This is a genomic window from Vibrio hyugaensis (genome assembly GCF_002906655.1).
Classification (GTDB): Bacteria; Pseudomonadota; Gammaproteobacteria; order Enterobacterales; family Vibrionaceae; genus Vibrio; species Vibrio hyugaensis.
The window spans coordinates 1,229,087-1,251,287 of the sequence record NZ_CP025794.1 but is presented as its reverse complement, the minus strand read 5'-3'; the positions used below and the strand labels follow the sequence as shown (position 1 = coordinate 1,251,287).

Annotated in this window: 22 protein-coding genes and 1 pseudogene; 11 read left to right on the top strand and 12 right to left on the bottom strand. The window is 44.1% G+C overall.

Annotated features, from left to right (window positions below; all coding sequences use genetic code 11):
• Window position 1 precedes the first annotated feature (1 nt).
• The 7 genes from C1S74_RS06305 to C1S74_RS06275 are packed head-to-tail and all read right to left on the bottom strand — an operon-like array spanning window position 2 to window position 4,365.
• Window positions 2–361: an ApeI family dehydratase gene (locus tag C1S74_RS06305; RefSeq protein WP_045403661.1), complete on the bottom strand. Its 360-nt coding sequence runs from the start codon at window positions 359–361 to the stop codon at window positions 2–4.
• Window positions 362–374: 13 nt separating this feature from the next.
• Window positions 375–1,745 (bottom strand): AMP-binding protein, encoded by a 1,371-nt coding sequence (locus tag C1S74_RS06300; protein WP_045403663.1) that lies wholly within the window; start codon window positions 1,743–1,745, stop codon window positions 375–377.
• A gap of 5 nt (window positions 1,746–1,750) precedes the next feature.
• On the bottom strand, window positions 1,751–2,311 hold the full coding sequence (locus tag C1S74_RS06295; protein ID WP_038865617.1) for a COG4648 family protein: 561 nt from the start codon (window positions 2,309–2,311) through the stop codon (window positions 1,751–1,753).
• Window positions 2,311–2,568: an acyl carrier protein gene (locus tag C1S74_RS06290; protein ID WP_038865615.1), complete on the bottom strand. Its 258-nt coding sequence runs from the start codon at window positions 2,566–2,568 to the stop codon at window positions 2,311–2,313. Before C1S74_RS06290 ends, C1S74_RS06295 begins: the two co-directional genes overlap by 1 nt.
• 15 nt (window positions 2,569–2,583) lie before the next feature.
• On the bottom strand, window positions 2,584–2,856 hold the full coding sequence (locus tag C1S74_RS06285; RefSeq protein ID WP_038865613.1) for a phosphopantetheine-binding protein: 273 nt from the start codon (window positions 2,854–2,856) through the stop codon (window positions 2,584–2,586).
• A 10-nt stretch (window positions 2,857–2,866) separates the two neighbouring features.
• Window positions 2,867–3,628 carry a lysophospholipid acyltransferase family protein gene (locus tag C1S74_RS06280; protein WP_039975620.1) on the bottom strand — a complete coding sequence of 254 codons (762 nt, stop codon included), beginning with the start codon at window positions 3,626–3,628 and terminating at the stop codon, window positions 2,867–2,869.
• Window positions 3,625–4,365, bottom strand: coding sequence for a beta-ketoacyl synthase chain length factor (locus C1S74_RS06275; protein WP_045403665.1), 741 nt, complete (start codon window positions 4,363–4,365; stop codon window positions 3,625–3,627). The genes C1S74_RS06280 and C1S74_RS06275 overlap by 4 nt, the downstream gene beginning before the upstream one ends.
• 74 nt (window positions 4,366–4,439) lie before the next feature.
• On the opposite strand from C1S74_RS06275, the gene C1S74_RS06270 reads away from it, so the two are divergent.
• The 4 genes from C1S74_RS06270 to C1S74_RS06255 all read left to right on the top strand — a co-directional run bounded on the left by C1S74_RS06270 (window position 4,440) and on the right by C1S74_RS06255 (window position 9,497).
• Window positions 4,440–4,838 carry a hypothetical protein gene (locus C1S74_RS06270; protein WP_038879342.1) on the top strand — a complete coding sequence of 133 codons (399 nt, stop codon included), beginning with the start codon at window positions 4,440–4,442 and terminating at the stop codon, window positions 4,836–4,838.
• Window positions 4,839–4,865: 27 nt separating this feature from the next.
• Complete coding sequence (locus tag C1S74_RS06265) at window positions 4,866–5,933, top strand: class I SAM-dependent methyltransferase (RefSeq protein ID WP_038879344.1); 1,068 nt, start codon at window positions 4,866–4,868, stop codon at window positions 5,931–5,933.
• Between the two features lie 8 nt (window positions 5,934–5,941).
• Window positions 5,942–7,186, top strand: a complete 1,245-nt coding sequence (locus C1S74_RS06260; protein WP_045403667.1) for an NAD(P)/FAD-dependent oxidoreductase — start codon at window positions 5,942–5,944, stop codon at window positions 7,184–7,186.
• Between the two features lie 448 nt (window positions 7,187–7,634).
• Complete coding sequence (locus tag C1S74_RS06255) at window positions 7,635–9,497, top strand: hypothetical protein (protein WP_045403669.1); 1,863 nt, start codon at window positions 7,635–7,637, stop codon at window positions 9,495–9,497.
• Window positions 9,498–9,723: 226 nt separating this feature from the next.
• Here the strand turns inward: C1S74_RS06255 and C1S74_RS06250 are convergent, their stop codons facing one another.
• The 4 genes from C1S74_RS06250 to C1S74_RS06235 are packed head-to-tail and all read right to left on the bottom strand — an operon-like array spanning window position 9,724 to window position 13,091.
• Window positions 9,724–9,960, bottom strand: a complete 237-nt coding sequence (locus C1S74_RS06250) for a hypothetical protein (protein WP_045403671.1) — start codon at window positions 9,958–9,960, stop codon at window positions 9,724–9,726.
• 22 nt (window positions 9,961–9,982) lie between these two features.
• Window positions 9,983–10,243 carry a DUF7683 domain-containing protein gene (locus C1S74_RS06245; RefSeq protein WP_231572668.1) on the bottom strand — a complete coding sequence of 87 codons (261 nt, stop codon included), beginning with the start codon at window positions 10,241–10,243 and terminating at the stop codon, window positions 9,983–9,985.
• The gene (locus C1S74_RS06240) at window positions 10,228–10,485 is read right to left on the bottom strand and encodes a bacteriocin immunity protein (RefSeq protein WP_045403674.1); all 258 of its coding nucleotides are present in this window, start codon (window positions 10,483–10,485) and stop codon (window positions 10,228–10,230) included. Before C1S74_RS06240 ends, C1S74_RS06245 begins: the two co-directional genes overlap by 16 nt.
• Window positions 10,482–13,091, bottom strand: coding sequence for a T6SS effector antibacterial DNase (locus tag C1S74_RS06235; RefSeq protein WP_103415325.1), 2,610 nt, complete (start codon window positions 13,089–13,091; stop codon window positions 10,482–10,484). Before C1S74_RS06235 ends, C1S74_RS06240 begins: the two co-directional genes overlap by 4 nt.
• Before the next feature lie 337 nt (window positions 13,092–13,428).
• Here C1S74_RS06235 and C1S74_RS06230 point away from each other — a divergent pair.
• The 3 genes and pseudogenes from C1S74_RS06230 to C1S74_RS06220 all read left to right on the top strand — a co-directional run.
• Window positions 13,429–14,013, top strand: a pseudogene (locus tag C1S74_RS06230) (class I SAM-dependent methyltransferase); the annotation flags it as partial.
• A gap of 20 nt (window positions 14,014–14,033) precedes the next feature.
• Entirely contained in the window at window positions 14,034–15,161 is a 1,128-nt protein-coding gene (locus C1S74_RS06225; protein ID WP_045403678.1) for an HNH endonuclease, read from the top strand.
• A 210-nt stretch (window positions 15,162–15,371) separates the two neighbouring features.
• A complete protein-coding gene (locus tag C1S74_RS06220; RefSeq protein WP_045403680.1) occupies window positions 15,372–16,094 on the top strand; it encodes a transglycosylase SLT domain-containing protein in 723 nt (240 codons plus the stop codon).
• Window positions 16,095–16,118: 24 nt separating this feature from the next.
• Here the strand turns inward: C1S74_RS06220 and C1S74_RS06215 are convergent, their stop codons facing one another.
• On the bottom strand, window positions 16,119–16,910 hold the full coding sequence (locus C1S74_RS06215; protein WP_045403682.1) for a 2,3-dihydro-2,3-dihydroxybenzoate dehydrogenase: 792 nt from the start codon (window positions 16,908–16,910) through the stop codon (window positions 16,119–16,121).
• Between the two features lie 102 nt (window positions 16,911–17,012).
• Between C1S74_RS06215 and C1S74_RS06210 the strand changes: the two genes are divergently transcribed.
• The 4 genes from C1S74_RS06210 to C1S74_RS06195 all read left to right on the top strand — a co-directional run bounded on the left by C1S74_RS06210 (window position 17,013) and on the right by C1S74_RS06195 (window position 22,192).
• On the top strand, window positions 17,013–18,110 hold the full coding sequence (locus tag C1S74_RS06210; protein WP_045403685.1) for a hypothetical protein: 1,098 nt from the start codon (window positions 17,013–17,015) through the stop codon (window positions 18,108–18,110).
• 289 nt (window positions 18,111–18,399) lie between these two features.
• A complete protein-coding gene (locus C1S74_RS06205; RefSeq protein ID WP_052437327.1) occupies window positions 18,400–19,620 on the top strand; it encodes an isochorismate synthase in 1,221 nt (406 codons plus the stop codon).
• Complete coding sequence (locus C1S74_RS06200; protein ID WP_045403687.1) at window positions 19,617–21,236, top strand: (2,3-dihydroxybenzoyl)adenylate synthase; 1,620 nt, start codon at window positions 19,617–19,619, stop codon at window positions 21,234–21,236. The genes C1S74_RS06205 and C1S74_RS06200 overlap by 4 nt, the downstream gene beginning before the upstream one ends.
• Before the next feature lie 65 nt (window positions 21,237–21,301).
• Window positions 21,302–22,192, top strand: a complete 891-nt coding sequence (locus C1S74_RS06195) for an isochorismatase (protein WP_045403689.1) — start codon at window positions 21,302–21,304, stop codon at window positions 22,190–22,192.
• The last annotated feature ends 9 nt before the right edge of the window (window positions 22,193–22,201 follow it).

Sequence of the window (22,201 nt, the reverse complement as noted above, 5' to 3'; positions counted from 1 at the left end):
ACTAGCTACCCAATTTCATTTTGCCAGATGAGTGAACAATCGTCTGTTCAGCGGGTTGAGAAGTATATTTGAACGCCAGCTTTTCACGTTCAGAATCCCAAGACAGCGATAAGCTAACCTGCATATCTGGCAGGATAGGTTCTTGGAATTTGATCACTTCCATCCCTTTAAATACTGCAGGCGTATTGAGGTATTCGACGGCATAAAACAGCGCCCAATCGATTTGAGTTACGCCCGGCAGTAGGGGGAAATGCGTAAAGTGCCCTTGGAAATCCATGATGTCAGCGTCGACAAGCATCTCAATGGTTGCTGTCTGATCTAACACGTCTATGTTCTTGAGCGTTGGTTTTCTTTTGTCCATGTTCGATGCTTAATTATTCTTGGAATAGTTTTTCTATTTCAGCGACTTGTCGCTTACCTTGGCTGTTAAGTGGCACTTCATCCAGCACTCGGAATTTGCGTGGTATCGCAATCGGCTCTAACCAGTTACGTAGCGCTTTTCTCAGTGCCAGCCAAAACTTGCCTTTGCCCAGCTCACTTAACGTCTTCTGGCCTTGCTCGTTCAATACTATGACAGCAAAAAGCGACAATCGTCCTGCTTGCTCCATAGGAATAACAGCACTTTCCTTAATCCAAGGCAGTTGTTCTAAACGTTTTTCTACTTCAACCAAAGACACACGTTTTTCTTCGACCTTAACGATTCGGTCTGTGCGGCCGCGTAATTCGAAAGAAATACTATCATGGAAATAGCATTCATCTGCGGTTTGATACCAAGCGTTTTCATCGATGTGCGGTGAGCGAAGCTTTAAACAATTTTCATGGTTTAATGCCGCTTCAACTCCAGGGAACAGCGTCCAAGGTTGTGTAGCAGTAAGTTGTTGACGATAAGCAATACCGCCCGTTTCTGTACTACCAAATACTTCGACTGGATAGTCACCAAAAATCTCAGCACTGTGTTGTGCGGCGTCATTCGGTAATGGGCCACCAGAGGAGAAAACGCAGCGCAATGCCGTCGGTTTATGTTCCTCGGTGAGACGCTTGAGCAGAGCAGGGCTGCTAATTAAAGCGGTATTGCTGGTGGCATGATTCACAATTTGCTCTGGAAACTCCAGATTGTGGGTAGCGAAAGCGCGACCAGCACAAAGTGGCCAAAGCGCGCGGAAAAGTAAGCCATAAATATGCTGATGAGAGACCGTACTTTCAATCTGACAGCCAGCGATTTTCTCTCCCCATAAGGATTGAAGAATCGCAATTTCGACATCCAGTTGTTTAAGTGTTTTCGCGATGGCTTTGGGTTTACCGCTAGAACCGGACGTAAACAAAGTGATGCTCAGAGCGCTGGCGTTAAGCGAGTGCCACTCCATCGAGCGGTCATCCGCTTCTTCCGTCACACAACGTGTGGTCAAGCTGTCTGGTACCGAAACGTCAGCATCATGAAGGACGAGGTCGTAATGTTCATCAAGTTCTTTTAATGCTTCTGGTTGGTAGTTCCCTGGCAAAACGATGGCTTTATTGGCATGGCAACAAGCAAGAAAACTGATGGCAAACAGGTAGCTATTGGCAAAGCAAAGAGCAATACGCTGTGATGGATTGGCGTCGAGTTGTCTTTTAAGAGCGGAAACACTGCGCTGAAATTCATCCCATGTTTTTTCTTGAGCGGACTCGAAGGCGACGACCGATGGTTCAGGACGTTGAGCGCGCATTAACATGGCAATAGAAGAGAAGTCAGAAGAACGGGTGTTCATACGATCTAGTGTTCCTTTCGTACAAATTGGCGCACTATCCATTCACCGGCAAATAAACTGCCTGCAAGTAGGTAGCTGATCAGGCCGTTGTATAACGTCCAAATCTCGATGGATTCAAAGCAGGTATACAGTGCAGTTGCCGCATTCATAATAAAAAATGCGCACCACACCAGAGTGACTTTACGTGTGTAGAGTACGCCGCTTTCAGGCAAATCTGGTTCTTGAAGCCGAGCCAATCGCTCAATGATGGTTTGAGGCTGTCTTAAGCTGAGGGCGAACACCCCAAGCATGCAAAGGTTCACCACGACAGGATAGAACTTCAGCCACCCGTGTTGCTTAAATACAACCCCAAGGGTGACCAGAACGATACCAACAATGCCAGTGGTGAAAGCAAGAAACTTAAATTCTTTCAGCGGGGTCTTGTTTGCAACCAATAATCGCAAGAGCAACGCTGCAATTAACAAGCCCCCAACGAGGTTTAAGCCAAATCGATCAATGCCGAAGTAAACAGCAAAAGGGTAGGCAAACAGGACAATTGCAGACAGACCAGTCAGCAATTGGCGCATTAACTTTCCTTAAGAAGTTCAGCGACAGCCGTTACCACGTCATCCACCGTACGAACGGTGCTGAATTCAGCTGGCTTGATTTTCTTACCAGTGACATTTTGCAGATGAACCACAAGGTCTACCGCGTCAATGCTGTCTAGGTCGAGATCGGTGTAAAGGTGTGCTTCTGGCTGGATATCCGCAGCGTCGATTTCAAACAGTTCTACCAGTGCATCTTTAACTTGTTCAAATACTTGATCTTTATTTACATCTGTCATGAATATACCTAAAAACTATTCATTATCTTGGGAAGAAGTTTGAGAAGAAATGTACTTCGCAAGGTTAGCTACTGAAGCAAAGTGCTCACGTGTATTTGAATCGTCAGCGTCAATGACAATGTTATATTGCTTTTTAATCGCTAAGCCAAGCTCAAGTGCATCAATAGAATCCAAGCCTAGACCATCACCAAACAGCGGCGCTTCGGTTTCAATATCGTCGACGGTTAAATCTTCTAGGTTCAATGCGTCAATAATAAGTTGCTTGATATTGTTGTGTAATTGTTCCACTGGGACCTGCTTATAATTCTGGAAAAATAGTATCAGCTAAATGCTGCTGTAAGCGACGAGCCGCTATTGTTGGGGACGTAGTTTGCTTTATAAAAGGCTCAATCTCAACTTTATCCTTCACTTCCACTTTGAAAAAGGGTTTTGTCGCCGGAACTTGATACCACTTTTTCTCTTTTGTTAAGAAGCTAGGCGTCACCGTAATATGTACAACTCTTAAATCTCGCTGCGTTCTTACTGCTATTTGTGCAGCACCACGCTGTAATTTTGATTTTACCCCAGGAGTGGTTCTTGTGCCTTCCGGAAAAATGAGCAATACATTGCCATTATCAAAACGTTCTTCACACATTGTTAATAAATCATCAGGAGCTTCATTAGGAATATAACCCGCAGCTTTCACAATGTGTTTCATAAATGGGTTGGCCCAAATCGCTGACTTTACTAAACAATCGCAACGCTTTAATTGAGATGCGATAAGAACGTAATCAATTAAACTTGGGTGGTTGGCAACAATAAGGCAATTTTGATCTTGTTGAATAATATCTGCGCCGATGATCTTATAATCGATTGCGCCAGTAAATTTCATCAATTTACAGAAGGTATTAAAAGCAAACTGTATCGCACCTTGGACTTTATATTCCTTGGCGGTTTGATCGGAGGTGGTTAAACCAATGAGTGGAATGACGATAAAACTGAGTACTAGACCGCCAAGCCCAAATACGGAAAAACAAAAGCCAGTAGCAAAGACACGCCAATATTGATTCAAAACCCTCATCGACGATGCCATTCCCACGCTTGCTGTGGCGAATGAATCAACCAGCTTGGATCTTCACAAAGATAGTGTTTTAAGAAAGCTAATCCTTGTGGGAGCGGGCAAGGTTGGGACGTGTGTCCGCTTTTTTCTGTTGCGACTTGCTCTATCTTAAAATCGTCACCAGCAGACAACACCATACCGACGGCATAACCTTGATACTGCTGGGTCTCAAACTCCGAGTAAGCATCAGGCAAGGGTTCATCAAAGTCGATAAACAGTACTTTTTTGTCTGGGTTTTCTGCGAGAAACAACCACGCTTCAATCAATGCGCTTTGAAAAGTGTTCTCTGATGCCGCAATCGACGTCAATGGGATAGGTTGCTTAGTCGCAATGGTTGCCAAGCCCGCTGCGGTATTGTGCACCGACTGAGAAAACGCCATTGGGGAAGCTTCTTCGCCTTGGATAATGTCTTCAATCAACGCTGCGCTGCGATGTAACTCACCATGGCGACTCGCAAAAACCAAGTAATCCACATCGTACTGTTTGAGTAAACCAATCGCGGTTTGTACCGCAAGTTTGCTTAATGCGCTCATACGTCGGCGCATCATTGGTGGGATATCTGCGACGTGTAATTTGCCCTCTTCAGGCCATATACAGTCCGATGCCCACTGCTCCCATTCTTCTGGTTGATTTAAACCCAATGAATTGGCGGATAATGCATCGATATTAAACGAAATTTTGATCTTCGAGTTTGGCATATTTGTTTAAATTGTTTATTTTACAGCTCGATAGAATCTGGGTTTCACCAGAGTCACAATAAAAGGAAACGACCATGTCTCGCTTAAAGCTGCTTATCTCTGTGTTATTAACAGTGCTTCTTGTCGGTTGTGGAAGAGTACAACCTGTAATGAATGTGGAGGATACTCCAGTTGCTTATGATCTTCAAAATAAACAAGTAAAAGCTGCGATTGTGCAATCGGCAACTAATCGTGGTTGGACGATAGAAGAAGTGAGCCCAGGTGTATTAATTGCCAAAATTCACGTTCGTAGCCATTTTGCTGAAGTAAAAATTCCATATAACAACAAATATTATTCAATTATTTATCTCAACTCAGTAAATCTAAAAGCGAGTGATGGCAAAATTCACCGTAATTACAATCGTTGGGTTAACAACCTGAATGTTGATATTCAGAGAGCCATCGCACTTTTAGGTGCTGAGTCTCAACAATAATTTTATTAATAGTAGTTAGGTTTTTTCGTGTTAAATCAAAATATTGATCCATTCAACGCTTTTGAAGCAAAAACAGAAGCTCAAAAATTATCTTTCGCCCCTATTGTTTTCCAGACCGCGAGAACACTTCGAGATCTTGGGATTTTAGCTGCGTTGGATAGTGCGGGCTCAAAAGGCATGAATGCCGTAGAGATCGCAGAGAAAACAGGCGTATCTGAATATGGCGTCAAAGTGCTGTTAGACATGGCCATTAGCGCGCATATCGTGCTGTGGGAAAAACCTAACTACTCATTGGCAAACCTTGGCTTCTATTTGCTTTATGATGGCATGACGCAAGCCAACATGGATTTCACAGCGGACGTTTGTTATGCCGCAATGATGCACCTAACCGATGCGATCAAAGAGGGCAAACCGTCAGGCTTAAAAGAACTGGGTGATTGGGAAACCATTTACCAAGGGCTATCGACCTTACCAGAGCAAGCGAAGCAGAGCTGGTTCAAGTTTGATCATTTCTACTCAGACCGTTCCTTCCCATTGCTACTAAAAGAAGTGTTTGCCAACAAACCAAGCCACATTGTCGATATCGGTGGTAACACAGGTAAGTGGGCGATGCAGTGTTGTAACCACAATCAAGACGTTCAAGTGACGATTGTCGATTTACCACAGCAGCTTGAAGTGGCGATGTCGAACGCAGCGGATAACCAGCTAAGTGATCGCATCAAACCATTCCCTGCTAACATGCTGGACAAAGCTCAAACCTTGCCTGAGCATGCCGACATTTGGTGGATGAGCCAGTTCCTCGATTGTTTCTCTCCAATCGAAATTCTCAATATTTTAAAGAAAGTCAAAGCGCAACTACGACAAGGCGATACCGTATACATTCTCGAATTGTTCTGGGACGCGCAAAAATACGCCGGTGCCTCTTACAGTTTGAATGCCACGTCGCTGTACTTTACTTGCCTTGCAAATGGTAACAGCCGCTTCTATCGCAGTGATGACTTCCTTGAGATTGTTGAAGCTGCAGGCTTAACCGTGGCAGAAAGAACAGACAACATTGGCCTTGGTCACACATTATTAAAACTACAAGCAAACTAGAAAACAGAATGAAAACAGAGCAAAAGCAAGTCGTCGTTATTGGTGCGGGCCCGTCAGGTTCTACCGTATCAGCATTGCTCAACGCACGAGATATCGATGTTGTTGTGATTGAAAAAGCCACCTTTCCACGTTTCTCTATCGGTGAAAGCCTGCTTCCAGCGTGCATGGAAGTTGTAGAGCAAGCGGGTATGTTAGAGGCTGTCAACCAAACTGGTTTCCAATATAAAGACGGGGCTGCATTTCGCCGCAACGGCGTTTACACCCAATTTGATTTTACCGATAAGTTCACCTCAGGGCCGGGTACAACCTACCAAGTCCAGCGTGGTCACTTCGATAAAGTACTGGCAGACAGTGCCGCGCAGCAAGGGGTTGAAATTCGTTACCAGCACGAACTGAAAAGCATCGAATTTGAAGGCTCAAAGTCGGTTCTTTCTGTTATCGATGAAAACGAATTAGCGTATCAAATTGAAGCCGATTACGTATTAGACGCCAGCGGCTTTGGGCGTGTGCTTCCAAGATTGTTAGAGCTGGAAGAGCCGTCTTGCTTGCCACCAAGAAAGGCGATCTTTACCCACATTGAAGACAATATCACTGCCGAGAACATTGAATACGATCGCAACAAGATCCTGATTTCTGTGCATCCAGATAACCATGATGTTTGGTATTGGTTGATCCCATTCTCCAACGGCACCTGTTCATTTGGTGTGGTCGGTGAGCCAGCGTTTTTTGAAAACTATCCAGAAGACAAAATCGCAGCCATTAAACAGCTAGCAAGCGAAGAACCTGGTTTGGCAGAGTTGCTTAATCAAGCCAACTACCCGAACCCAGCCGGTGAGCTCGGTGGATACTCTGCCAATGTAAAACACCTTGCAACATCGCACTATGCCTTGCTTGGCAATGCCGGTGAGTTCCTTGACCCAGTGTTCTCATCTGGCGTGACCATCGCGATGAAGTCAGCTCAATTTGCAGCAGACTGTATTGAGCGCCAGCTCAACGGTGAAGCCGTGGATTGGCAAGCAGATTACGCCGACCGCCTGATGGTTGGAGTGAACACCTTCCGCACCTATGTAGAAGGTTGGTACAACGGTAAGCTACAAGATGTCATCTTCTACCAAGAACCGAATCCACGCATCAAACAAATGATTAGCGCGATCCTCGCCGGTTACGCATGGGACGAAGCAAACCCATACGTCAAACAAAGCGAGCAACGCTTATCTACATTAGCGGAACTGGTAAGAAGCGAAGAGCGTTAAGGCTCAGAGCCGAAACTGAGTGATAGTAATTTAATACCAAAGCCCTGCTTGTGAAAGTGGGGCTTTTTTGTTTTTTAGTTCTGCAGAGCTAACTAATGACGCTATGTTTTTCCAGGTGATGAAATCAATCTAATGATGAAGACGTGTTTTTCTTGGGGACGGTATTTCTTCAGTCTAAAAAGCTAACTGATAATTGCCCCAAAACGTGTTGTAGGCCATAGTACGAACATAGATTTACAGTTAACTTAGACCTACAAAAAGTAATGATGATAAAAAGATAAAACCGGACTCAATTGTTCGTAAATCAGTCGGAATAGAAAGGACTGTATCAGTTGGTTTTATGACCAAAATGTTGGCACCTACAGGAGTATAACAACTGTGCAGAGTGCAGTTTGGGTGCGAGGCGAACCATCTAATTTACGATCTACCTCGAGTAGGAACAGAATCAATGAATAAGAAAAAATGTCTGTACACGAGCTCAGTCATTCAGTCGGTAGCTAATAACTATGAAAGATTTATTATTCAAAGTGCTGATATCGATCATCAAGGCTTGTATTTGCATAACGACAAAATTTATGCGCTAGTGCCTAATCTTTCTACTCCCCTAAAAGAAGAGTTAATTGAACGCTATGAAAAGGTGCGTGTCGCGGGCATACCTAGGCCAGAGTTTTGTCGGGATGTTGATAAAAGTGCTGAACGCATTCCGTTGAGTGACACATGGAAAAAAATATGTCTGCATGGGCACCCGTTCACAGGCCCAGAAGCAGCAAATGAGCTAAATATTCATTTGCCAGAAAAATATCATCCATTCCACTTTGATTTTAAATTGGCTACTAACATCTTTGAACTTAAGCTGCGCTTTGAACCAAATGAAGATGAAACCAACGAGCTAAAGATCCTATTGGCAAGTTTGGGATATGATGACTATGAGTTAGTCGTGACGGTTGATAAAGTGATACCCGAGTATCCATCAGAAGATGAAACTGTCAGAAAAATATTGGGTTATGATCCAAACAGTTTGCTTTTAAAAGCAAAGTCTTTTTTACCTAAATCTTACCCAAAAGTTGTTTTGGATAAATACCAGGAGGACCAAGATTTTTGGGTAGACAACAGAACCAAGGTATTTTCGGACCTTGAATTTTCTCAATCAGAATTTATCCCTACGTCAATTCTCAAGTCAACTAGCTGTTTTGTCGATGCCAGTGTTTTTTCAAGGCAAAACATTCGAGAATATCTGGCACTGTATAAGACGGTGATTATTGCGCTGCCGTTCAATGATAACCTGAAACTTTCGGTAGATTTTTATAAAATGTTCTCAATCAATCGCTTCGAATTAGAGGAGTTGGTAAGAAGGCAGCGGTTAAAATTTACTATCACACAAAATATAAAGCGCTATTCCATTGAGTTAATAACTACGATTCTGGATGTTGATCCCAGTGCTATTGTGTTTCCTAGAGCTTTAGCATCTTCTACTATTATCGGAATGCGAAATCGTTCAGGCATATTGGGGCATACGCTGACCACTGAACAGCAGTTCCATTTTCTTCGTGTCCTTAAACAGGAAGGATCTGAAGCTGCGCTCAGGCTAGCAAATTCCGTAAGCAGTTCTTGGCAAGGAATGGAGTATGTTGTGAACAAACTTGGCCCCACGGGAATTTCATATGTTGGAATGGGACAATTTATGTCAAACATGTATGCTCCTGAGGAAACGAGTATGCTGGGTTGGCTAACAGCAAATTACGAATATTCTTTAGGTCTTGGCGCACATTACGTTCCTTACGATGACCCAAACCATCCAGAATGGCTTAAGGCATGTGAATACATCGGTGGTTGTTATGCCGGATTTCAGAGAAAAAATCCTATTCTTAAAGAAGCAGAGATAGGGATGCTTCTAAATAAAGTTTATAGCATAAATAATGACATGGATGTTTTGGAGCTGGATAGAGTTTTTTCAGGAAGGGAAATACCATTTGCTACAGATATATTGGAAAGTTTTTCTAACCTGACCGAAGAAGAGTTATCGCTTAAGCTAATGGAACTAAGAACGGAAATCGGAAAGCTAGAGGCAAACCAAAAGAGATTATCTAAATGGGATCTAACTGGATTCCTTGGAGGTACTGCGGCTCTAGCTTTTAATCAACCATTTGTGAGTATTTTAGTATGGGGGATGATGATCGCACCTCGTTTATTGAGTCATACCCATCCGCATCTAGAGGTTTTTAATAGATTATCAGCTATCAATAATCGAACATCTAGAGATGTTGTTTTGATTAAACGGTCGCGTGACCAAGCATCTAGCGTGGTTTCATGATTGAGTTAGTGTCGTGCATGAGGTAATTGGGCTAACAGGTTTGCAAGATACGCAATACTTCAAGTAATTTACGTGCTGCTAATTTAGCGAAATGCATGACACGTTTCTGTCCAAAAATACAGTAGTGATGTCTGTGCTAAATTTGTAAAAAGTTCAATCGCGATAAGCGAGAAAGGCGTCATTGTGACGCCTTCTGTTTACTCACTGAAGCAAAGTAAAACTAATATTAAGCATCATCTTGAGCATATTTGATGATTCTCTCGACGGTGATTTCAGGGACATCTTCAAATAATTCTTGCAGTATAAATACCTCTAAGAAGTAGTCATACCCCTCCGGTGAGCTTCCATCCTCTGGCTCTGTGCAAAGTAAAATGCTAGATTCAGGGCTCCATGCACTATCAATGTAAATCGTTAAATCAGGATCTAAATGCCTATTGTCTAGTACTATTTGTGATAAATTCATTGGAACAGAGGTTTTCTCATATTTAGTCAGTAGTACCTAACTGATAATCATACTCTGGGTCATAGAAGCATTTATCAATCAACTTCTCTATGTCTAAAGCTTGCGCGTCACTAATATCAAAGCCGCCAGCTCCACTTGTTAGGAACTGAATATCATCTTCTTTTAACCCTAATACTTGAGCAATGACATCAAGGTGTTCTTTTTCAATAGCTAACGCTGAAACGAGTAATTCAGTCTGTTTGTCGAATTTTTCAATAACAATTTTCATTACTTTTTGAAGCAAGGAAGCCCCTGGCTAGCACGCCAATCTTTCACTATTCTTACTATCCCTTCAGGAGTATCTTCACCAGGGTTCTCTGGGTAGTAAATTAAGTCCGTTCCATCAGGGTGCCCGGTTATTTCCTCAAAAATATCGAGCAGCTCGTCAAGAACGTCATCTGAATCTGATGCATTCTCTTTAAAAATATCTTCCACAAAGCGCAAGAACTCGGCTTCGTTATAGTCCGTTATGCATTTTTTACTCACTTCATACCTCTATGAATATCAATATGATTTTTGGGTGTGGTCACTTTTAAGTTATCTAAGTCGTAAACCTTGCCGCCATTCTGCACTTCATCTACATGATGTAGCTCAAAAGATTTTCTCTTTCCTACTTTATCTCGACTTCTTGCTTTCGGTGCTTTCCCTAACCCGATTCGAATTTGGTTTTGTGCATTAAATTGTCCCTTTAAACCGCTGTCTTGAGATACCTCTAACCAGAATGCTTTTCGGAACGCATCAAAGCTACTGAACTCTCTTCCTCTTAGCTTATCAGCGATTTGGGAGGGTATTGGAGCACCTAAGTCTTTACCCGCATCTGCTAACCAAATTCCAAAGATGTCTTCGCCTTTGCCTGTAACAACACCAGGCTTATCTCTCGGGCTTTCTTTATAAACCACATAAAGCGGTGCAATACCTGAGCTTTCAGGGAGCACTAAGATCGCATCACGCCAGTCTTTCTCTTCTGGCGCAGGCGTGACGGTGACGTTCGCATCGCTATCCGAGTGGATTGGCGTGACCAGTATATCGTCTTTTTCAAACCCATCACTATGATCTGGCGTGCTTTGCCAACTTGCTTCGCCGTTTTCTTCTGGCGTCCAATAGATGGTTGGTCCGTTCTTTTCAATCGCAACGGACAGCTGGCCATTATTTCCCTGTTTTACGTATTTGATGGGGATGCGCGTGTCGTCTACATGATAACCCTGCACGTGTGGATAAAACTCCCCATCTTTTGGCTCTGTTATGTGGACACGAATTCGGCTTTGCGCCGTAGTCACTTGGCGTAAATCTTGGTCTGTGTATTGGGTGTTATCACCAAATAAGCTTTGTTGCATTGCAAATAGAGCGCCAATGCCTTCTACTTGCCAGCGGTAGCCCTCGACGATTTTGTCTTTCAATGTGCCGGCCAGTTTATCTAACTGCATCGCCGCGGTTTGGGTTTGTTGCGTTTGTTCTGGTGAACCGGCGACAGCTGCGGAACTGCCTATGGCCATCTGTGCTTGTGTCGCCTGAATGGCTGGAATTACCGCGGGAACGGCTGCGTTCGCTTGTGAAAAAAACGACCATGAGCCAAAGTTACTGATGGACTCTTGCTGATCGCCAATTTCAATACATCCTTTTGGTCTGGTGCAGGATTTAGCGAACACGAGCGAACTCATGACGTCTTTTAAGTTAAGGATGGCCACATCGCCTTCTACGCAATCGGCGGCGTTGATGGCTCGATATTTGGTCAACCCAAGCAATGGATCGCTGTGCTGGTAATGACTGTTGCGGATGTTGTTGTAGGTTTGCGGGCGCAGTGGCGGAAAGGTGTTCTTTTTGTCCGGTATTTGTTGCTGCTGTGTCTCAGCAACAACAATTTCATCACCGATCGCGAGTGACAGAGGATCGGCCTCAAACACTGGGTTAAGCGAGAGCAAGGCTTTAGCTCCCATACCATACAGTTCAGCTATGCTCTGCCAGGTTTCTCCCGCAACTACGATGTGCGTTGCTGCGGTTTGTTCTGCTTCCGCTTCATCGTTGTTATCTTCTGAGCGTTCTTCTTCCGGCTGTTTGACCACATCAAACAGTGTGGGGATATCCAACTTTATCCCGTTTTCACTCAGCCAATCTTCGCTGAGGTTATCTAGCTCTTCACGCGTGATTTGGCGCTCAAGATAAATGATGTATTGATTCTCGATGATTTTGTCGGCTAATTTCCAATACACCAAAATGGCGCTTTGATCTTTGGTAAAGCCGCGCTCGTCATTTAGCGTGTCTTGTGTAGATTGCGTAGCGTAAAACGCCCATTTTTTTTCCCCAAGAATTTTGTATTCTTGGACAAGTTCGCCATCATTAAAGTGGTAGTAATAGCCTTCTGTAGGCAACCCTAAGCGTTCACCCAAACGCACGGCAGGGACGACAGGTATGAACCCTTCATCAACCTTATGGCTACCAGCTTTTTGTAAGGTGACGGCTTCCAATGGCGTCAGTCCTAGATTGTCATCAGCAATATGGATATTTAGGCGTTTTGGCTCATCGAATGCACATAACGCCGTGTAGCGGGTACCTTGCTCGGTATTGGCTTGTTCCCAGCGGGTCACCGCGTTCTCATTTTCAGTTTTCGCTATAGCAAAGTCACTGTGCACCATTTTCCTTACGGTGGTATCTGAGCAGCCAACTTCAAAGCTGTACTCAAATTCCTTGGTGATTTCCTCTTCACTTTCGGCTGCGATTGGCTGCGGCGTATAAACCCGCTCTAGCGCCGAGGTATCCCCAATACAAGAGCTGTACCCTCCCGTTGTTCTGGTGATTTTCGTTTTTGCTAACAAATTATCAGCGGCATCATCAGAGAATGCTGGGATAACCTCAGAGTTTAGCCTCCAAGTTTTAGAACCAACTGGATCGTTGTAGCTGAGTAACGCGGGAGTTTGAGGCGTATCACTCACGAGTACGAGCTTGCCTTCGTAGAGATGTTGCTTTAGCTGTTCAAAAGTAAGATGAGAAGGGGTGACAGAGGCAACATCAGCTTCCACAAGGTTATGGAGATCGCCTTCTATCAAACCGAATTCATGAGACATCACTTCCGAAAGCGGAAGAATTTTGTATGACACACTGATACCTAAAGTGAAAACCAATCATCACTCTAATCAGCAGAAAGTATGCCATTTTATTTTCAATAAAAATCAATCAATTGGAATGATGGCAAGGACTTGAAAACCAATTTTTTGTTTATCTTGCCAAGAAGTTGGATATAAAACTAAGAAATTGTAGATTCCCGAATAGGTATGATTGCATCGCAAGCAAATCGCTTTACTCTCGGTGCTCGTTTGGTCCACTTTTTAGCGAGTGAACTTTGAAGCAACGTCTCCTACAACTTTTGCACTACCTTCTAGTCTTTGCAATCAATAGCACTTACTATGTGTTCAGTTCAATTGCAGTCTTACCTTTATGTCCTCTACCTTCAATTTCTATAACCAAAATGCGAGCTCATTAGTGGAGCAATACAACTCGACGACATTTGAGAATGTTCACGCGAGCTGGCAGGCTTTTTGGCCTCATGCAGGCGATCGGATATTGGATGTGGGAGCGGGGTCTGGGCGAGATGCGAAATGGATGTCGGAGCAAGGCTGTGAGGTGATTGCTCTTGAGCCTGCGGAATCTTTACTAAAGCTTGGTAAAGTTGCGACGGGTGATTTGGTTACTTGGCTTGATGATACCTTGCCTGTTCTTGAGAAAACCACCAACTTGGGGCTTCGCTTTGATCTGATATTGGTGAGTGCGGTTTGGATGCATCTTGCGACTTCTCATCGTGAGCGTGCTTTTCGTAAGCTCTCTAATCTGCTTGCGCCTAATGGCCGATTGGTCATTAGTCTTCGCCATGGAGAGTTCACTGATGGGCGCAAAGCTTACCCTGTCTCTGTTCAAGAGTTAGAACAACTGGCAAAGAACAGTGCGCTTATGGTAAGGCATGTCTCGGACAGTGACGACCAACTCAAGCGTGATGATGTTCATTGGCAGACTGTGGTTATTTCAAAGCAAGAGAAGGATTAGTAGTGTCTCTCCAACATTATGCTGATAAATTCAGTAATTTGAACGTGAATAGTTCAAACGGAAAAAAGAGTCCTCACAAAGTGTGTATGCTTCTTGCCGTTATGGATTTGATGCAGGCTGGACATATCGTTTCAAACAAGATTGAACTTAATTCTGTTCTTAAAGAGCGATTCACACATCACTTCGAAAACTTAGCAATAGGGAATGATCGAAACACACCTGAGAACCCTTTTTTCTTTTTGAGAAGTGAGGGGTTCTGGCATCACTCTTATAATGAAGGCTATTCCATAGAAAATACAAAAAGGTACTCATCAAAGGCCATTTCATACGCTTACGTTGATGATGAGCTATTCGAATATATGAATAGCTACATAGTCTCGAATGAATTGAAAGAAGCACTTGTTTCCAACTTATCAGACTTATCTTCATTGTTTTATCAATGGTTACTTGATTTGGGTAAATCAGAGAAAACGGCAAAGAACTACTTAGGAGCAGTCCGTGGTTCAATTTCTAACTGGTTGATGGATGCCGGAAAAATAGAAGCATCTATCACAGAAATAAAGTCTTATTCAGACTTTAAGAGTTATAAGAAACAAGCGGTGCAGTTACCAGAGTTTCAAGTGCGCGATATAAAAGGCAAGGGTATGTATAGTGCAGCATTGTCTCACTACGACACCTTTCTTGCTGACTTAGCCCAAATTGATGTGAATGCAGATATCCGACACATAATGAATGACAAGCAACTAAGCACAACTGAAAAGACAATTTTGGTAAACACCAGAATGGGACAAGGTCATTTTAGAAACAAGCTCATTGATATGTGGGGAGGTTGCACTGTTACCGGGTTTAAGAATACCCAATTACTGTTAGCGTCGCATATTAAACCGTGGCGAGATTCCAACAACGAAGAACGATTAGATAAGTTCAACGGATTATTGCTACTTCCTAATCTGGATAAAGCATTCGATCTCGGTTTCATATCATTTGATGATAAAGGAAAAGTTTTAATATCACGTTACCTAGAAAAACCAGAAGCTCTTGGTCTACACGAAGACATGTTTTTTCACGTCCACAATAGCCATAAATATTACCTTGGCCATCATAGAGGGGTGCTGTTTAAGGGGCGCTAGACTAGGAATAAACACTACCCATTTCAGATTGAACTCATAAACAAATTTCTCATTGTTTTCAACGTATAGAAAAACGCTGAGTATACTTTTCAAACAACATTATTTATAAACTTTCCATTTCTTATAAAGCTTGCAGATCTACCTCACATTTTTGTGCCTCATAACTGATACTGATATTAAAAGAGTGAGAAATGGATTACAGTTTGGGACATGTTTTCCAAATGTGGTTGTATCGTGAAAACGGTTTCTAAGCGATTGTATCAGCTATTAAAAATCGAAAAGCTTAAGCACAAAAAAGATAAGGTTTTTTCCTTTCAAAACAGGTTGATAGATAAGAATTCGAAAAACCTGAACATTTTTTCACCTTCATCTTTATCCCTTAAAAAAAGTGATGTTTCTTCAGCGTCTTTTTCGGTTCCAACTACCGGTGCCCTTGCTTGGGGAAATCGCGTCTCGGTAGAGTTCAAAATCAAGGTTAACGACATTTCTAAAGAGCTCAATATCGATCCTAATCATTTGATGGCTTGCATGGCATTTGAAACAGCAGAGACATTTAGCCCAAGTATTAAAAATGGATCGGGAAGCGGTGCAACAGGGTTAATTCAATTTATGCCTTCAACCGCAGAAGCTCTAGGAACAAGTACAAAGAAGTTGGCTAAAATGAGTGCTCTGGAGCAGCTTGACTATGTCAAAGCGTACTTTATGCCATACCGAAATGACATGGCGTGTCTTGAGGATGTGTATATGGCGATCCTTTATCCTGCTGCAATCGGCCAACCGCCAACACATGTGCTTTTCAAGAAAGGCTCGATCGCTTATCGCCAAAACGCAGGGATTGACCGCAAGAACTCAGGCAAAATCACATTAGCTGATGTGTCCTATAAAGTGAGGCGCAAGTTAGAGAAGGGCATGCACCCCAAATTTTACGGTTAAACTTTCCGATATTTTGGCAGAGAATCATAAGGTTGCTCCGCCATCCACTCTCAAATCATGCATGGTGATATGGCCCGATTTACCACTGAGTAAAAATTCAATCGCATTGGTGATGTCCTTGGTTTCGGCAATTTTGTTTAACGGGATGCCAATTCGATGCGACGCTAAGTTGCCTTGAACCGTTTCTCGCTCGCCATAAGATTCATTCCACATTTGCTCTTGCATTGGTGTTCTGGTCGAGCCGGGGCTAACAATGTTGCAGCGAATGCCATGCTCTGCCAGTTCTAATCCCAAACATTGCATCCACATGTGCAGGCCAGCTTTAGATGTGCAGTAGGCGGACATCTTCACGCGTGGTGTGTCTGCGGCATTTGATCCGACTGCGACAATCGCGCCTTTTCTGCTGTTTTCGACCAACATTTTTGCAAGCTGTTGGGTGAGTAGCATGGTGCCTTTTAAGTTGATATCTAGGGTTTTATTGAGCGCTTCAAACGGCAGTTCGAGAATAGAGGCGAGGTGTAATGTGCCAGCACAAGTGATGATGAGCTCTGGGATGAGGTTGTCCTGCTGGAGGTTCTGGCAGGCATTGAGGATCGCATGTGGATCGGATAGATCAAACGGAAGTAATGTGGTGCATTGTTGCTGGTTGGTCGATAAGCTTTGTTGTAGTTCATCCAATGTTGCTTGAGTCACATCGCAAGCAATAACATGCGCCCCTTGGTCTAATAAGCTTTTAGTACATGCTAGGCCAATCCCTTGTCCGGCACCTGTGATCAAGCACAGTTTGCCGTAGAATTCTGAGCGGTTTTCACGCATCACCTTCTCCCTTTCGCGATACAAATATGAAATCTAAGTTGGATAGATGATAATGATTTTTGTTATCGTTGTCATGATGTTAACAAGGAGGTATAGAATTCAATGAAGACATTAGGCTGGAAAATCAAGCCCTTGGTACTGGTTTTAGGGTTGGTTGGGGTCTCAGGGTGTGAGTATTTACCGCACTTTGCAGAGGTCGATTTGCCGGAGCAAAAAATTGAACAAGTGGTTGAGCAAGCTAAGCCCGCTGATGCTGCAATTCTGAAGGCATTCGAGCAACACCATTTTGTTGGGATTGGCGATTACCATTGGAATGACGCTTTTTTACGATACGCAACGGAACTGGTTTCGACCGATACCTTCTCTGACCAAGTCACCCATATTGTGGTCGAATTTGGTAATGCGAAATATCAACCTGTATTGGATAAATATCTGGTAGGCGGTGAGGTCAGCGAATCACAGTTGAATGAGGTGCTACGTGGTTCGATTTACTTTATGGCTTGGATGCCAGATGCGTATATCAACTTCTTCAAGGTGATCAGAGCGCGGAATTTGTTGTTACCTGAAGGCAAAAAAATTCAGGTGCATCTCGCGGAAGCGCCCTTTGAATGGGATGGTGTCGCGGATGCAAAAGTTTGGAAACAAGCGGCGACGAGTAAAACGGATTACTTTTACCAAATTGCTCAAGAGCGAATTGAGAACAATGAAAAAGCACTGTTGATTTTCGGGGCTTTCCATCTGGTCAATGCGCCGAAAGACTATGTAGCGAAAACGCAAGCCAGCGCTTGGCCGCTTGCGACTCGATTAGAGCAAGCGTTTCCTGATAGTACGTATTTGATTTGGCCGATGACAGAGCCCGAAGTCGTGCAAACTTTCCACAATGTAAAATCGCCAGCGCTACTTGAAGTGACGAATAGTCCTATTGAGCCACTTCGATTCATCGATTTATTACCTAAAGCGCGCTATAAACTGGCGGCAATGGACAAGATGGATGCCCCAGTCGGGGAGCTGTTTGATGCGTTTCTGTACCTTGGTGAGAATGCGCGTTCGACCGTATTTCCACGCGAAGTGATGGCAGATCGTGAATGGGTGAATGAGATGCAAAGGCGTGTCGATTTGATCGGAGGCAAGATGCAAGATCGCTTCAACGAGATACGAGCGCTGAGTGATGAGAAGTATGGGTTTTCTGAGAATGGATAATATTGCTAATAGGCATTTCTAAGTAAGAATTATCACAACAATCAATGGCTGACAGCATAAGGCGTCAGCCATTTTTTATGCGTCATTTTGAGGCTATTTTACTGATAAGACTAAAGAATTATTTGCGTTTTCCCATATTAATACTACGGGATTAATTTATAAAATTATAAATAATACGAATGATAATTATTATCAAAAGTGTTTGAATAAATGATTTTGTGTGTGTAGTCTCACCTCTTAAATGAGAAGGAATCTCATTTGGAACGCCATGTTTAATACAGTTTGAGAGATGATTATGCTTCGTAACTCAACGGGAAGCAGCACTATGCTCACAGAGTTTCTTAATGCCCATACGGATGATGCTTCGTTCTTCTTTAGCTCTCCTACAGTGACGTTATTGACTCAAGGGATTGCTGCCGAATTTTCCCAACAAGTCAGGTTCTCAGAATTAGATACTCACATCAGCCAATTATTGGAATCGGCGAAGGAAGAGGGCAATGAAAACCCTATCGCTGTAGGTGTGATCCCATTTTCTGAACACAACCCAGTACATTTTATTGTCCCTGAACGTCTGATTACTACATCACCAATCCGACCGGATAAAGTGTCGGATGTGGATGGGTTAACGGATTGCCATCCATCTTCCATTCAACCCATTCCCGATCCTAGTGATTACATGCGTAGCGTCGAGCAAGCCGTAAAGAGTTGCTGTCGAGAGGATGTGGAACTCGACAAAGTCGTCTTATCTCGCACCATGCAAGTCGAGACGGAAGAGGATATTGACCGTGCTCGTTTCCTCAAAACGTTACTCAAACAGAATCCCGGTGGCTACACTTTTTCGACTCGCATTGGAGGAAGCCATTCCGATGCATATTTAATGGGCTCTAGCCCTGAGCTTCTTGTTTCGCGCAAAGGCCCTCATGTTTGCTCCAACCCGCTAGCAGGCTCCCGTCGTCGCAGTGACAACGAATCAATGAACCAACAACAAGGTGAGTTGATGATGGAAAGCAGCAAGGATCTTCACGAGCATGCGGTGGTTGTGGATGCCGTCGAGAAAGCGCTCCAACCTTGGTGCCACAATTTGTATGTCCCGATGGTGCCATCGGTGATTGAAACCAAAGCGATGTTACACCTTTCGACTCGTATCGAGGGCATGGTTTCAGATGCCAATACCAGCGTATTAAAACTCGCGAGTGCATTGCATCCGACACCTGCGGTATGCGGTTACCCTACAGCCCAGGCTTATGATTTTATCAGCAATGTAGAGCCCTTTGACCGTGGTTACTTTACCGGATTGGTTGGCTGGGTGGATGCCCGCGGCAATGGAGAATGGGTTGTCGTGATCCGTTGTGCTGAGGTCGAGAAAAAACGTCTTCGCGTTTACGCGGGTGCTGGCATTGTTGCTGGCTCAGAGCCACAAAGTGAACTTGAAGAAACCGGCAACAAGATGCGAACCGTGCTTAACGCATTGGGCATTGAAATCCGTGAGAACATGGAGGTGGTTCAATGAACCGCCCGTGCATGAAGGCATCAGGATTTACCCCATGGCCGCAAGAGATGGCTCAAAAGTATCGCGATGCAGGGTTTTGGACGCAGCAAACCATCCCAGAGATGCTTGAGGCGAGCGCGCAGCGTTATTCAGAATGCGTGGCTTTGGCTGCTGGCGAACAGCAATGGACTTACCAAACGTTAGTCGAACAAGTTGACAAACTTGCTGCCGGGTTCCAGCACAAGCTCAATCTAAAATCAGGTGATAAAGCAGTTTTGCATTTGCCCAACGTTGGTGAGTTTTATTTGAGTTTCTTTGCCTTGCTTAAAATTGGGGTTCAACCGGTTTTAGCGTTACCTGCGCATCGCTATTCGGAGATTCGATACTTTTGTCATTTTACTGAAGCGAAAGTATTGATTACCGCACCTCAATTGGGCGTCAAAACCGCTGAGATAGCTCAACAAGTGGCCGCAGATTTACCGAGTTTAAAAACACTAGTGTGGGCTGGTGAAGAGAGCTTAATGCCTACCGGTGCCCAAGCGCTAAACACACTGTTTTTGGAAGAGGTTGGTGCTCAATCTGATGTCGCCGAAGACTTTGCTTTTTTCCAACTTTCTGGTGGGACAACGGGTACGCCAAAGCTCATCCCAAGAACCCACAGCGATTACCTTTACAGCGTTAGTGCGAGTAATGACGTTTGTCAGTTCTCTGCTCGCACTCGTTACTTATGCATTTTACCTGCTGCGCATAATTTCCCATTAAGTTCGCCTGGTGCGTTGGGCTGCTTTATGGCTGGTGGCATGGTCGTGCTAGCGCCAGATGCCAGCCCTCAAACGGCTTTTTCTTTGATTGAAAAACACCAAATCACTGTCGCGGCTTTGGTCCCTCCATTGGCGTTGTTATGGCTAGATGAAGCAGCAAGAACCCAGCAAAACATTGCGTCACTCCAGGTACTGCAAGTCGGTGGCGCACGTTTTAGTGAAGAGGCGGCAAAACGAGTGAAGCCAGAGCTTGGTTGTACTTTGCAACAAGTGTTTGGCATGGCTGAAGGGCTGGTAAATTACACCCGTTTGGATGATCCCGAGTCAGAAATTGTCACTACGCAAGGCCGTCCTATGTCACCTGCAGATGAGTTTTTGGTACTAGACGAAGCAGGTAATCCGGTTCCGAAAGGGACTGCGGGGATTTTGTTCGTGCGTGGTCCTTACACCATTCAGGGGTATTACCATGCACCGGAACACAATCAGCGTTCTTTTACCGAGCTTGGTTATTACCGTACTGGGGATATCGTCGTTATGACTGAAGCAGGAAATTTGCAAGTTGTGGGGCGGGATAAGGATCAAATCAATCGTGGTGGTGAAAAAATTGCGGCCGAAGAGGTGGAGAATCACCTTCTTGCTCATGATTCCGTTCACGATGCGGCGGTGATTGCGATCCCGGATGAATACCTTGGTGAGCGCAGTTGCGCGGCATTGGTGTGTAGAGCGAAAAATCCCAAGGCTATTGAAATCAAGCGATTCTTGCGAGGTCGAGGATTGGCGGATTTCAAAATTCCAGATCGCGTGATCTTTGTTGATGTTCTACCCAAAACGCCAGTAGGAAAGATCAACAAAAACAAACTTCTAGAACTGATTTAATCGAACCACCACACCACGATATCAACGGTGTCGTGTGTATAAATAAAATTTTGGAGATTAGCCCCATGGCCATTCCATCTATCTCTGGTTATTCACTATCTAAGCCAATGCCAGAAAACCGCGTAAATTGGTCTGTAGAGCCAAAGCGCGCTGTATTATTGATTCACGATATGCAGCAGTATTTTCTCAATTTCTATGATGTCGATAGTGAGATGATCCAAACGCTCACTCATCATATTAAGCAAATTAAACAGGCGTGTATCGATGCGGGTATCCCCGTGGTTTACACCGCTCAACCGGGTGACCAACGCCAAGAAGACCGTGCCTTACTAACGGACTTTTGGGGACCAGGTCTGAAAGCGGATGATGACATTACGCGTATTTTCCCTGCGCTTGCGCCTTCTGAACAAGACATTGTTTACACCAAGTGGCGTTACAGTGCGTTTCAGCGTACTCCGCTTAAATCCATGATGGATGAAACTGGTCGTGACCAGCTGATCATCGTAGGTATTTATGCCCACATTGGCTGTTTGCAAACCGCTGCCGAAGCGTTCATGACCGATATTAAAGCTTTTATGGTTTCTGATGCTGTCGCAGATTTCTCAGCGAACGATCATGAAATGGCACTCAATTATGTCGCAGGTCGCTGTGGCTATGTATTGGATAAGCAGCAATTGCTATCTCAAATCAGCAGTGCAGATGAATTTGTCGGTGATGACTTTTCCATTCCTCAATCTCAGCAACATTTAACTCAGCAGTTAGCGGCATTGCTAGAAGTGCCAGTCGATGAAATGACGCCGGAAGATAGCCTGCTGGATTTCGGTTTAGATTCGGTTCGTATGATGTCACTGGTCGGTGACTGGCAGCAAGCTGGTTTAGACGTGAGTTTTATGGAACTTGCCGCCAAGCCCAGTTTGCAAGATTGGTGGCAACTGATTGAAAAGAAGCTGACTTAACAGCCTACG

Bases quoted from the DNA above. Each gene is read 5' to 3' on its own strand.
- C1S74_RS06305 (WP_045403661.1), bottom strand. From the start codon at position 361: ATGGACAAAAGAAAACCAACGCTCAAGAACATAGACGTGTTAGATCAG.
- C1S74_RS06300 (WP_045403663.1), bottom strand. From the start codon at position 1,745: ATGAACACCCGTTCTTCTGACTTCTCTTCTATTGCCATGTTAATGCGC.
- C1S74_RS06295 (WP_038865617.1), bottom strand. From the start codon at position 2,311: ATGCGCCAATTGCTGACTGGTCTGTCTGCAATTGTCCTGTTTGCCTAC.
- C1S74_RS06290 (WP_038865615.1), bottom strand. From the start codon at position 2,568: ATGACAGATGTAAATAAAGATCAAGTATTTGAACAAGTTAAAGATGCA.
- C1S74_RS06280 (WP_039975620.1), bottom strand. From the start codon at position 3,628: ATGAGGGTTTTGAATCAATATTGGCGTGTCTTTGCTACTGGCTTTTGT.
- C1S74_RS06275 (WP_045403665.1), bottom strand. From the start codon at position 4,365: ATGCCAAACTCGAAGATCAAAATTTCGTTTAATATCGATGCATTATCC.
- C1S74_RS06270 (WP_038879342.1), top strand. From the start codon at position 4,440: ATGTCTCGCTTAAAGCTGCTTATCTCTGTGTTATTAACAGTGCTTCTT.
- C1S74_RS06260 (WP_045403667.1), top strand. From the start codon at position 5,942: ATGAAAACAGAGCAAAAGCAAGTCGTCGTTATTGGTGCGGGCCCGTCA.
- C1S74_RS06255 (WP_045403669.1), top strand. From the start codon at position 7,635: ATGAATAAGAAAAAATGTCTGTACACGAGCTCAGTCATTCAGTCGGTA.
- C1S74_RS06250 (WP_045403671.1), bottom strand. From the start codon at position 9,960: ATGAATTTATCACAAATAGTACTAGACAATAGGCATTTAGATCCTGAT.
- C1S74_RS06220 (WP_045403680.1), top strand. From the start codon at position 15,372: ATGTTTTCCAAATGTGGTTGTATCGTGAAAACGGTTTCTAAGCGATTG.
- C1S74_RS06215 (WP_045403682.1), bottom strand. From the start codon at position 16,910: ATGCGTGAAAACCGCTCAGAATTCTACGGCAAACTGTGCTTGATCACA.
- C1S74_RS06210 (WP_045403685.1), top strand. From the start codon at position 17,013: ATGAAGACATTAGGCTGGAAAATCAAGCCCTTGGTACTGGTTTTAGGG.
- C1S74_RS06205 (WP_052437327.1), top strand. From the start codon at position 18,400: ATGATTATGCTTCGTAACTCAACGGGAAGCAGCACTATGCTCACAGAG.
- C1S74_RS06200 (WP_045403687.1), top strand. From the start codon at position 19,617: ATGAACCGCCCGTGCATGAAGGCATCAGGATTTACCCCATGGCCGCAA.
- C1S74_RS06195 (WP_045403689.1), top strand. From the start codon at position 21,302: ATGGCCATTCCATCTATCTCTGGTTATTCACTATCTAAGCCAATGCCA.